This is a genomic window from Accumulibacter sp. (assembly GCF_031732815.1).
In the GTDB taxonomy this organism is placed as follows: Bacteria; Pseudomonadota; Gammaproteobacteria; order Burkholderiales; family Rhodocyclaceae; genus Accumulibacter.
Window position 1 is genome coordinate 1 of sequence record NZ_JAVMKF010000324.1, and the last position, 11070, is coordinate 11070.

The 11070-nt window shown below is 61.3% G+C and carries 8 protein-coding genes; 2 read left to right on the top strand and 6 right to left on the bottom strand.

Annotated features, from left to right (window positions below):
- Window positions 1-11: 11 nt before the first annotated feature.
- Window positions 12-131, top strand: a complete 120-nt coding sequence (locus tag RKP46_RS19915) for a DUF1178 family protein (RefSeq protein ID WP_311108247.1) — start codon at window positions 12-14, stop codon at window positions 129-131.
- Between the two features lie 186 nt (window positions 132-317).
- On the opposite strand, the gene RKP46_RS19920 is transcribed toward RKP46_RS19915, so the two are convergent.
- Window positions 318-2255 carry a diguanylate cyclase gene (locus tag RKP46_RS19920; RefSeq protein ID WP_311108240.1) on the bottom strand — a complete coding sequence of 646 codons (1938 nt, stop codon included), beginning with the start codon at window positions 2253-2255 and terminating at the stop codon, window positions 318-320.
- A gap of 70 nt (window positions 2256-2325) precedes the next feature.
- The gene (gene arsS / locus RKP46_RS19925; RefSeq protein ID WP_311108241.1) at window positions 2326-3324 is read right to left on the bottom strand and encodes an arsenosugar biosynthesis radical SAM (seleno)protein ArsS; all 999 of its coding nucleotides are present in this window, start codon (window positions 3322-3324) and stop codon (window positions 2326-2328) included.
- Between the two features lie 284 nt (window positions 3325-3608).
- Here arsS and RKP46_RS19930 point away from each other — a divergent pair, with 284 nt between their 5' ends.
- Window positions 3609-4307 (top strand): YceH family protein, encoded by a 699-nt coding sequence (locus RKP46_RS19930; RefSeq protein WP_311108242.1) that lies wholly within the window; start codon window positions 3609-3611, stop codon window positions 4305-4307.
- 181 nt (window positions 4308-4488) lie between these two features.
- Here RKP46_RS19930 and RKP46_RS19935 read toward each other — a convergent pair whose 3' ends face one another.
- From RKP46_RS19935 to RKP46_RS19950, 4 genes are all read right to left on the bottom strand, one after another.
- Entirely contained in the window at window positions 4489-6744 is a 2256-nt protein-coding gene (locus RKP46_RS19935) for a DEAD/DEAH box helicase (protein WP_311108243.1), read from the bottom strand.
- The gene (locus RKP46_RS19940) at window positions 6713-8008 is read right to left on the bottom strand and encodes an ATP-binding protein (protein ID WP_311108244.1); all 1296 of its coding nucleotides are present in this window, start codon (window positions 8006-8008) and stop codon (window positions 6713-6715) included. The genes RKP46_RS19935 and RKP46_RS19940 overlap by 32 nt, the downstream gene beginning before the upstream one ends.
- Window positions 8005-10407 (bottom strand): TerB N-terminal domain-containing protein, encoded by a 2403-nt coding sequence (locus tag RKP46_RS19945; RefSeq protein ID WP_311108245.1) that lies wholly within the window; start codon window positions 10405-10407, stop codon window positions 8005-8007. Before RKP46_RS19945 ends, RKP46_RS19940 begins: the two co-directional genes overlap by 4 nt.
- Window positions 10408-10798: 391 nt before the next feature.
- On the bottom strand, window positions 10799-11070 hold a 272-nt coding region (locus tag RKP46_RS19950; RefSeq protein WP_311108246.1), incomplete at its 5' end, for an aconitase family protein.

Consider the following 11070-nt stretch of genomic DNA (forward strand, 5'->3'; position numbering starts at 1 on the left):
GGATCCATTATCTGCAGGCACCCCGACGTTCGATTTGCGGACACGCCAGCCAGGAGGAGTATGAAATGCTGTGCGACGAAGGCATAGACGTGATGCGCTTGCCCGTGCTCAAGGCGGGAGACCTGCACTGAGCTGAGTGCTGACCGACGATCCGCCAGCCTCTGGCGCTTGGCCATGATCGGGCAGCCGGCGGCCAAGTGCCGGGAACTGGCAAGGCAAGCTCGAAAGGGCAGGGAAGGGCGAGTTGCTGCGCGCCAGGACCCCAGGAGTTCACTTGCCGTCGAAGAAGGAAGAGGCGGTTCGTCTGTGGGGGGGTCTCACCTGGTGGCCGGGGTTTCGGCGACGACGACGCGATTCCGTCCAGCTCTCTTGGCCTTGTAGAGCGCGGCATCGGCCGCCTGGATCAGGTTCCTGCTGTCCTGACGATTGTGCTGCAGATTGGCAACGCCGATGCTGAGGGTCACGCGTACCGAGCGTCGCTCCCAACGGAAGTCGTACTGTTCGGCCATCGCGCGAATGCGCTCGGCAATCTGCGCTGCGGCGCGCGGCGCAGCATTTGGCAGTACTGCGGCAAATTCCTCGCCGCCATACCGAAAAACAAGATCTTCGGTGCGCGAGGTGCGCTTGAGCAGGTCGGCAAGCTGCTGCAGGATGGCGTCGCCGGCGGCATGACCATAGGTGTCGTTGATTCGCTTGAAGTGGTCGATATCAAGCATTAGGCAGGCCATCGGCAAGCCGTTGGCGGCGGCAAAGGTGCACTCGGCGGCCAGGAAGTCAAGTCCGTGCCGACGATTGGCCAGTTGGGTCAGGGTGTCGGTCAGTGCGTCCTGCAGCAAACGCTTGTGGGCAACGGCGAACTCTCCAGCCGAGCGGACGATACCTCGTCGTTCGCGCTGAATCTCTTCGCGCAGCAATAGCATGCGCGCTGCGGTGTTGAGCCGCACGCGCAGCGTCTGGACGGTGAATGGCTTGACCAGGACGTCGTCAGCACCGGCATCGATCGCTTCGAGGATGTGAGTTTCGCCGCCTGGGGAGACGAGCAGCAGCGCGTAAGCCTCCTTGCCGGCCGGCGTTTGGCGCAGGATGCGACAGAAGGGCGCTGGTTTGAGGTCAGGTAGCTCCATGTCAAGGATGATGATTTGCGCCGGCTGCCGCAGCGCTTGCTTCAGTCCGTCTGCGCTACTCTCGACCAGGACCGGTTGGTGGCCCAGCGCCTCGATATGCCGCATCAGGGCTTCCAGTTCAGGCAGCGGAATGCCGATCAACTGGACCGCGAGGCGCGGCGCGAGATCGCTCGCCGGCGACTCCGACTGCGTCGGCGCGCTGATCCGCCGACTGGGCGGGTTGGCCGCGAGAACCTCGGCGAAAGGCGGAATCTCCTGTGTGCGGACCTGCAGCATGGCTCCCCATTCCCGCCAGCGCACAACCATGCGATCGGCGATTGAATTGAGTGCGTCGCCGCTGATTCCCAGGCGTGCTGCCCGCGTCAACAGGCCGGGCAGGAGGCCCCAGCGGGCTTCCTCGTCAGCCGTGCAGACGGTGGCCAGCGCGCCGGCAAAATGCAGGGAGTGGGTCAGCGTCTGCAGGCGCGAGCCATCCGGGAAGCCGCCCAGGTCAGGTTGCTCGTGGTGGTAAGCGGCTTGGATCAGCATCTCGGGCAGACCCCACTCGGCAAGCATCGTCGCTCCCAGCTGGCTGTGGTTCATGCCAAAGGCATCGCGCTCCAGCTGGCGCAGGTCAGCCTGCGCGCGGCGTGCTTCACGCAGGATTTCGGCGTAGTCGGTTGGAAACAAGGAAGCCATCGCCAGTTCGCCAACGCGCGCGAGCAGGCCGATGGTGAAGATCTCCTCACTCGACACCTGCGCAACGTGCGCGAGTTCCTGGCAAGCGATGCCGGTGGCCAAGGAGTGGCCCCAGAAGGTTGGGTAATCGAATGCCGCGCACTGCCCACTGCTGTGGCTATGCATAACCGACAGGCCGACGACCAGATCACGCACATGGAATGCACCCAGGGCGACGATCGCGCGGTGCAGCGAGACGATGGGTCGCGTCCGCCCGAAAGCGGCTGCATTGGCAAATTTCAGCAGGCGTCCGGCAATCGCCGGGTCGGACTGCACCAAGTGTACGAGCTCGCCAACGCGAAAGTCATCGCGCTGGAGCAGCTTGATGATCGAAAACGCGACGCCCTTGGGTGACGGGAGCTTACCCGTCGCTTTCAGCGACTTGTATCGATCCGGATCGACAAAACTGATCAAGATGGGTTCTCGTTGGACACTTTGTCCGAATTATGCGACAAACTCCGCCCTCAGAGATAACACCGTAAAATCAGTTCGCGCAGGTCGGCGCCGGCGCGACATCGTCGCCCAGCGCCCCGCCGCAACTGGAGCCTTGTCCCGCTGTGCAGCCGTAGCAATGATCGGCGATGCGAATCGGCCAATCGTCAAGGAGTTTGGCGGTAAGCTCGCGGATGTGTTGGCGGTTTCCACGGCGACCGGTGATTGGCATGGAAAGTTGCTGATTAAAGTCGCAATCATACAGGTAGCCCTGCCAATCGACCGAAATGAGACGGAGGCACATCACGTGTTCAAGGTTTTCCACACGGTGTGCTCGGCGCAGCAATTGCATGTAGGCCTTGAATTGGCCGCGCGAAACGAGCAGCGAACCGAACCGCTGGATTGGCATGTTGGCCAAAGTAAACAATTGATTAAAAACGATTCCATATTCCGCTGCAAGATGCTTTCTGTAGCTTTCCGCCAATGCGGCCTGCGGCGGCGGCAGCGTCGGCCCCTGTGGGTTGAAGACCAGATTGAGCACCAAGCCACTGCCGGCAACACCGTAACCCAAGGCATTGAGGCGACGCAGTGCCCGTATGCTGCCGGCGAAGACGCCTTTGCCGCGTTGCCGGTCGACGTTTGCTTCAAGGTAGCAGGGTAGGGAGGCGACGATTTCGACGTGGTGGGCGGCCAGGAATGCCGCCAGATCGTCCTGCCCGTCTTCCTCCAGAATGGTCAGATTGCAGCGATCGATCACCCGTAGCCCGCGTTCGTGTCCCGCCATTACCAGCTGGCGGAAACCAGGGTGCAACTCGGGCGCCCCGCCGGTGAGGTCGATCACCTGCACTTGCGGGCTGGCCGAAATGAAGGCGAGGACGGCTGCCATCGTTTCGGCGCTCATTTCCTCCTGGCGCTGCGGACCGGCATTGACGTGACAGTGTTGGCAACTCTGGTTGCAGCGGTAGCCTAGGTTGAGCTGAACGATCTCGACCGAGCGTCGGGTCAGGGCGGGGAAGTCGGTCGCGCTGAGAAGGTGTAGCGTTGCTTGCATGGTTTCATTCCTTCAGTTTGTCGATACCGCTTGGTCGAAGAATCGCAGCTTTCCTTACTGGCATCGGAGCAGCCCGGGGACAGGCATGGCGAAACTGCACGATACGACATTCCGGCACGCTTTGTCAGGACGCCAGGAGAAGGTATCATCCCGCTGGAGGGTTGCCAGCGCATGACCGACCGGCCGTTGGCCAGCGTAGTGCGTGTGCTCGGCCGCCGATTCTCGTGCCGGCCACGATCAGGCTGCGTTCAACGGGATCCGATTCACTCCACCTTGACGACCCAATGACTCCTGCTGTCCTGCCTGTACTCTCGTTACTTGAAACGCGCGTTCTTGGCGTCCTGTGCGAGAAGCAACACACCGTTCCCGACACTTATCCGCTCAGCCTCAGCGCCTTGCTTGCCGGCTGCAATCAGAAGACGAGCCGCCAGCCGATCATCGAGACCAACGAAAGCGAAGTCGCCAACGCCATCGATTCCCTGAAAGGTCTGACGCTGGTGATCGAGTCGACGGGCAGCCGGGTTGCTCGCTACGCGCACAACATGGAGAGGGTGCTGCGTTTGCCCTCGCCATCGGTTGCACTGCTTGCGGTGTTGATGTTGCGCGGGCCGCAGACCGCCGGCGAATTGCGCATCAACTGCGACCGACTGCATCGTTTCGCTGACCTTTCCGCCGTTCAGGGTTTTCTTGAGGAAATGGCAGCACGCGCTATGGGTGCCTTGGTCGTCGAGCTTCCGCGGCAGCCGGGCGCACGCGAAAATCGCTGGACTCACTTGCTGGGGGGATCTCTGGCCGGTGACGTGGCGCCCGCCGAGGTATCTTTGGGCTCGCCAGCCGATTCCGTCACGATGGGCGAAGTCCTTGCCCTGAAGGCAAACCTTGCTCGGCTGGAGGCTGAGGTCGCCGCCTTGCGTGAAAGCGTCAAGCGCCTCAACGACGAACTTGGAATTGCTGGTCCGGAGAACGATCCAGCCCGACAGTGAACTGGCGTCTGCCTCAGCGAGGACGTGCGCGCAGCAGATTTGATCGACGCTTCGCCCGATGTTGTATTTCGCATAATTCGCATTATGTAAACTGAGTACGACATGCTTGACCTCCTCCAGCACACCCAATGGTCATTTCAAGATGTTCCCGGAAAGCCTTAAGGCGTCGATCACCAACACCTCAGTTTCGCAGGGCTTCGTCTGGGCGCGAGAGGCTTCGCGCCGTACTCAAGGCGCCCGGCAAGTCCAAGCAAAGAGAGGCAAAGGAGCGTCGCGCTATCGCCTCGGGCAGAGCCCAATCCCATTTGTTGCGAAAGGTATTCTGGGCGCTGCTTAACAGAAGGACGGGATCGACATTGTCGAGTTCCGCTATCTCACCCAAGGTCGCAAGAACGCGCTCTCTTGTGCCTCCGGTGATCTTCAGCACCAATCCTTCGTTGCTGGCCAGCAAACCGCTACGAGCGAGCAGCAAGGCTAAGGCATCATTGACCCAGTCGCCATGCCACGTGAGTAGAGATACGTCGTTGCCACGTTGCAGGATCTGATTGGCGTCCAGGCCTGCCTGCTGGTAATAGCTCCGTCCCTCGGCCAGGAGCGTTCGCGCCCCTCGATCAAGGAAGGGTAACTGGTTGGGACTCGCCAGGACTGCCCGCATTTTCTGCCGGACTCGGTCATGTACCATCGCCCCGCTACCCTCGAAAGCGGGTGGAGCACCACCCTTATCCGGGGCGACCAGAATGAGCTTGTTGTCGCTGTCCACCTCCAGGACCCGCCAACGCCGTCCCGCGAAGATGATCCGTTGTTGAGGAGCGAGGGGTCGTGTCACGGGTAGCGAGCCCAGCGTCTTCCCGTCGCAGATTAGACGAAATTCCTCATCGCGCGTGAAGACCGCGAAGAAGTCGTAGTGATTGACAAGCTTCTCTCCAAGCTCGCCGTGCAAGAGAAGGCCGGAACTGTCTTGAATCAGCAGGCGCCGCTCGCCCATGCACTTGAGCAACAGGAAAAAGTCCTGCCGTGAGAGACCCGCAAATGGGCAGTCCTGCGCAACCAGGGTTCCCCACAACTCACGCGTCTGCACGCCGCCCCGCTCGGCGATGATTGAAAGTATCTGCTGGACCAGAGTCGAGCCGTGGATACCGCCTACCCGAGGCGGTTCAAACCACCCGTCAACCAGCAAGCCGATCATGGCCACCGACTGCACCAATCCTTCCCGCAAGTTGTCCGAAAGATCGGATTTCGCCCCCAGGGCGGGTTCAATGCAGTAGCCCCGAAGAATTGCCGACTCTCCGTTTCGACGTCCTGATCGACCAAGTCGTTGCCGCAGGCTCGCCACCGACGGCGGCGGACCGATCTGGCAGACGCTCTTGACCGAACCGATGTCGATCCCCAACTCCATGGTCGTCGTGCAGATGGCCGTCGCCGGGCGCGACCCTTCCTTGAGCGCCCGCTCAGCATCTTCGCGATAGTCCTTGGCCAAGCTGCCATGGTGCGCCCAGAACTCATTCGGCGCGCAATCGCGTTCGCAGTGGCGGCGCAGCAAGTCTGCGTATATTTCGACTAAACGCCGGCTGTTGGGGAACACAAGGTTGTTCGAGCCGCGCAGCGCCTGATAGAGGTGCGCCGCGACCGCCACCACACTGCCGGGCACCACGTCCTCCAATTCCGGATTCTCCTGCTCGGAATCGCTTTCAATCCGCGGCAGTGTTTCGCTGTAGCCTTTCAAGAGGATCTCTACTCGCTGGCCGCCACTTTGGGCGACGATCTGATGCACCTTGTCCCCGGCGGACGGGCGAAGGAAGCGCGCTGCCAACTCCATGTCGCCCAGCGTGGCCGACAGGCCGACGCGCGGTACTGGTTGGCCTGCCGCTCGGTCAACCCGGTGCAGCAAGGATTGCAATTGCTTGCCCCGCTCCGATCCTATGAAGGCATGCAACTCATCGACCACGATGTAGCGAAGCTTAGCCATCAGGCCGGGCATCGCCGAACCGCGCATGACGAACAAGGCTTCCAGCGATTCCGGGGTAATCAGCAGGACGCCCTGGGGTTGTTTGAGGAACTGGTGTTTGCGACTGGCTGCCACATCGCCATGCCAAGCGACCACTGGCACCTCCACGGACTGGCACAGCCTGTGCAGCCGACTCCACTGGTCGTTGATCAGCGCTTTCAGGGGGCTGACGTAAAGCACCAGGCCAAGCTGTGCCGGCTCGTCACGCAGCAAGTGCGTCATGATGGGAAAGAAAGCCGCCTCGGTCTTACCGGCCGCCGTAGCGGCTGCCACAATCACGTCTCGATCGGCCTCGATGAGGGCGGGGATTGCCTGTTCCTGGGCGTCTCGCAACGTGCTCCATCCTTCGCTCCATATCCAGCGTTGGATACGCGCGTCGAGCAGGGAGAACGCTTGCGAGTCAGAGCCGGAAGCTGGCAAACTCGTCGTCATTCTCGACCGCCAAGTCGGCTGCGCCGCCACTGTCTGCAACCACCTCGGTGACCCCGATGAGTTCCTTCCAATCGGCTCCAGGGTTTTGCTCGAGCACGGCCAACAGGTTGATGAAGGCCGTGATCGTCGTCCGTGGCGTCCTGAAGTAGGCGTCACCCAGGCGCTTGGCGCAATGCTCCATGAACGCGGGAATGGCGGGGTCCGGCAGGAGATATTGAGTGACCTCCCCTGACGCATAGACATGCCGGAGCTTTTGCAGCAGAACGAAGAAGTCCTCCGGTGCAAGACTGGCCAAGCGCATCACCGGGCCCGAGTAATCAACCATGCCCGCTTTGGCGAACGTGTTCTCCGCTAATCTGGACTGTAGCGCGGCATAGCTGTAGAGCCCCCGCCGCGTGTCCATCAGGAACTCGGGCGTTCCCCCAAGTACAAAACCCAGGCCTTCCGCCGAACCTTGCAGGGAGTCGTTCAGGATGCGCAGGATCTGCTCGTAATTGGCGTTGCGGGCCTGGGTGTTGGCGAGTTTGTAGAGATTGACCAACTCGTCGAGACAGACCAACAGGCCGCTATAGCCCGCCAGACGGACGAAACGGGCCAGCAGCTTGAGCTGATCATAGAAAGACGCATCATCAATGATGGTTCGGACGCCGAGCGCCGCACGGGCCTCGGTCCTGGTAGTGAACTCGCCGCGCAGCCAGCGGATGGCGTCAGCTTTGAGCTGTTCATTCCCTAGCTCAAAGCCTCGGCAGTAGGCGGCGATCACTTCAGCCAGGTCGTAGCCATTGACCATTTCAGTCAAGTGAGCAAGCCGTTGTCGAATCACCTCCTCAGTGGTGACGCCACTCGTCTTGGCCTGTGCCTTTGCCTGCGCGACGAATCTCTCGACGACGCCGGCCAAGGCGCCGCCCTCAGGTTTGGTGCGGATAGCAAGACTCTTGGCGAGTTCAGCATAGAGCGAGCGTGCCTGGCCGCCAGTCGCGTGCAGTCGTCGGTCGGGATTGAGATCTGCGTGCACGGTAACCAGCTTCTTCTCGAGTGCAATGGCACGAACGAGGTTCAGGAAGAAAGTCTTACCGGAGCCATACTCGCCGATGACGACGCGGAATCCGGAGCCGCTGTCAGCGATGCGCTCGACATCCTTCATCAAAGCTTGCAGCTCTCTGACTCGACCGACCTGAATCAAATGTTGGCCCGTGCGCGGCACGACACCGGCCCGCAACGATTGGATGACCGCATCACGTTCTTTGGCGCGGATGGTGCTCATAGCGGGAGTTTCTCCAGAAGCTCTTGGTTGATTTCGATCGGGTCGTCGCCTTCGGCGAGGGGCGCCTCGAACGTATCCAAAATGATCTCATTGATGTGTTGCAGCGCACCGTCCAACATCAGTTCCCTATCCGCCGCCACATCGGCCAACTCGCTTCTCGGCCACGTGTGCCGGCCAATCAATCGGCGCAGGAAAGCGGAATGGTCCTGATCCAAGCCCAAGATGCTGGATTGAGCGCCGAGCAATGCCTCCGCGGACGCCGCTTCAACTGCCGCTTCGGCGGGAACCTCTTCCGCGAAGACCTGCGCCAACAGCGCGGATACGGCCTCGGTTTCCTTCTGCAACTCGGCAATACGCTCAGCGTCGAGGGCGAAACTGGCAGACTCGTCCCTTGGTCGTGTCGAGACGCCAATCGCCGGAGTGGCGGCGGGCGCACCAGTTACAGCATGCACGTGCAAGTCCGAATAGACCTGTTGCGCTTCGATCCCCAGCATTCTGCAGACGCGTTCGAGAAACTTCACCTCCTCTGAAGTCACCTTGCCATCGGCCTGTGTAAGATGCGCCAAGAAGCGGACGATGGAGCGCTTGGCGTCTTCCGGCAAAGGCTCCAGCTTCTTCTTGAGGGACGCCAGTGTGGCTGGCTGGTCGACCCCAAGCCGAAGATGAGCCTTGAGGCGCTTTCGATGCGCTTGGCTCAGATGGTTCCAGGACTCTATCTGCCGCGCAAGGTGCAGCAGTTCGTGGGCTGACGCCTCGCCATCGGCCAGCGCCGCCGCGCAGGCCAGATCGAGCGTCACCGCTGCCGCCGAATAGGCCGGCCCGGAACGTACCGCCCCGTCCTCGGGATTGGTGGCAAACAAGGCGATTTTGTCCGTCGCCTTCGGCGTCTTCGCGCCCGCCAAGACGTCGGGCTCAAACCCGAGCTGAAGGTGCTCCAGGGCTCGGGCAAGGCCCAGCACTTTGTCGCGCGTCAGGTCGCCAGCGCTCTTCAAACGCCCAGACAATTCGCCGAAGCTCATGAGAATCATGCCGCGACCGACTCGCTTCTTGAGGTCATCAAGCTCCGCCTTGACAGGCGCCGGCCAGAGTTCGGCGGGCAGCTGCAGCAGTCCCTCCAGGGCGTCCGCCTTGTCAGGATAGCGACCGATATACCGGCTATACGGATCGAGCGCTGCCACGCATTCGTTCACCAACTCCTGCAATTTGATGACCGGCGTCTTGGTTGCTGAGACGTCAGGTAGATCGCCGATCGAGCGGGTGAAATCGAACGAGCGGAGAGCTGCCGAGGCTGGCGTATAACTTACCTTGAGCTTGGTGCGATTAAGCCTGAGGACAAGACCCTCGCCATGGACTTCAGCATATTTCTGTTTGAACAAGCGGGCAAAGAGCTCAGCGCAGCGGGTCACCGCTGTCCGGCGTGAGATATTCGGGTCGGCCAGGGCCCACGCCAAAGCCCAGTCGGCGGGTACAGGCTTCTGGTCGACCGCCAGCCATCCGAGCCCAACGCGTAGCGGTAAGGGAAGAGCAACAGCGCATTCCGCGACAAATGGCGGCGGTCGGAGATACGACTTCTCGCTGACTGGGTCGGAAGCGATATAGCTCAGAAATTGGCTGGCGTAGTTCTCGAACGACTTGTTGCTGCCGTAGATATCCAACAAGCGTCGAACCTCGGCTGTGATGGCCGATATATCCGCCTGGCTAGCAGGTTCTGTCGGAAAATCCACGAGGACTCGGCGTTCCAATCCATAGAAGAAGAGGAAAACATAGCCAATGTCGGCCTGCGGCGCCTTCCGTCCGCTTGAATGCCACTGCAGGTAGCTTTTTCGAGCATCCGGCGACATGGTCGAGTAGCTTGGCCAGTAACTGGTCAACGGCAGACCGATGTCGCCATCAGCGGTGGAGACCTTGAGGCTCGGGTTGATCAGGGCTGGATCGACATCGCTATGGCCCGTCTTCAGGTCCGTACCGAGATAGATCATTCCGCCTGGAAGCACGACTCCGGCGACGGTGACGGGTTCACCTGGCGGGATCCAGCGCCCATCTGGCTGGCCGCTGGCTTGCGGCTCAGGGATCCGGTATTCATTGCTGCCAAGCGCACGGCCAACGGTGACGGAGGCAAATCCCTCAGCTTGCCTGGCGCTGTTGCTGGAAGCCGCACCTTGGGCTGCGAGCGATCGTGTTGTCGCGACTGTCGTCCGGCCTTGAACGGGTGCTGGCTTTTGCAGAGCAACGGCGTCCTGCCTGGGTTCTTTCACTTTCCTGAGTTTCAGAACGATTGCGACACCTATCGCCAGGACGATGAGGCCAACCGACACCTCTTTGGGTATCGCGGCCAGCAGCCCGATGATCAGGGCTGCCCCGATAATCAATCCACTGCTGGCAGAGTTCTTCTTCGCCACGATACCCCTGTGCTCCCCTCTGGTGCGTCGTTACCTGCCTAGGCATGATCGTAAGTCGGTTGGCATGACGAGGCAACGATAGATTCTTCAGGGCTGTGGATTTTGGCCATAGCACGCGTCAACGCGTTGAGCGCTGTGCCGGCGCGTTGGACACCCCGGCCGGCGAGTCGCTGCGTGCGCGTCGCGACTGCATCGGCTGACGCGCGATACGGCTAGCTCTGTATCCTTTCAAGCGCGCAGCCAACCGGCCGGCGTCCGCGTAGCGCGCGGCCACAGCGCCGATTGGTTGGTCCGCGGTTTGCAAGTCAAGCCGCAGAACAAGAGCGGCGCGCCGGCCCCATCGTTTGGCGAGAGGACCGGTGCGCCGCTTGCCTTGCGAGCGACTCGCAGCCTACACGCTGACCGTTTCCGCGACTTCGCTGAACTCTTTGATCTGGTCGAAATTCATGTAGCGATAGACATCGGACGCCTTGGCGTTGACCGCCTGCACCTCTTCAAGGTATTCGGTCGGCGTTGGTATCCGGCCGAGCAAGGCGCAGACGGCGGCGAGTTCGGCGGACCCCAGGTAGACGCGCGTGTCGATGCCGAGGCGATTCGGGAAATTGCGCGTCGAGGTCGACATCGCCGTACTTCCCTTGCGAATCTGCGCCTGGTTCCCCATGC

Bases quoted from the DNA above. Each gene is read 5' to 3' on its own strand.
- RKP46_RS19935 (WP_311108243.1), bottom strand. From the start codon at position 6,744: ATGACGACGAGTTTGCCAGCTTCCGGCTCTGACTCGCAAGCGTTCTCC.
- RKP46_RS19930 (WP_311108242.1), top strand. From the start codon at position 3,609: ATGACTCCTGCTGTCCTGCCTGTACTCTCGTTACTTGAAACGCGCGTT.
- arsS (WP_311108241.1), bottom strand. From the start codon at position 3,324: ATGCAAGCAACGCTACACCTTCTCAGCGCGACCGACTTCCCCGCCCTG.
- RKP46_RS19940 (WP_311108244.1), bottom strand. From the start codon at position 8,008: ATGAGCACCATCCGCGCCAAAGAACGTGATGCGGTCATCCAATCGTTG.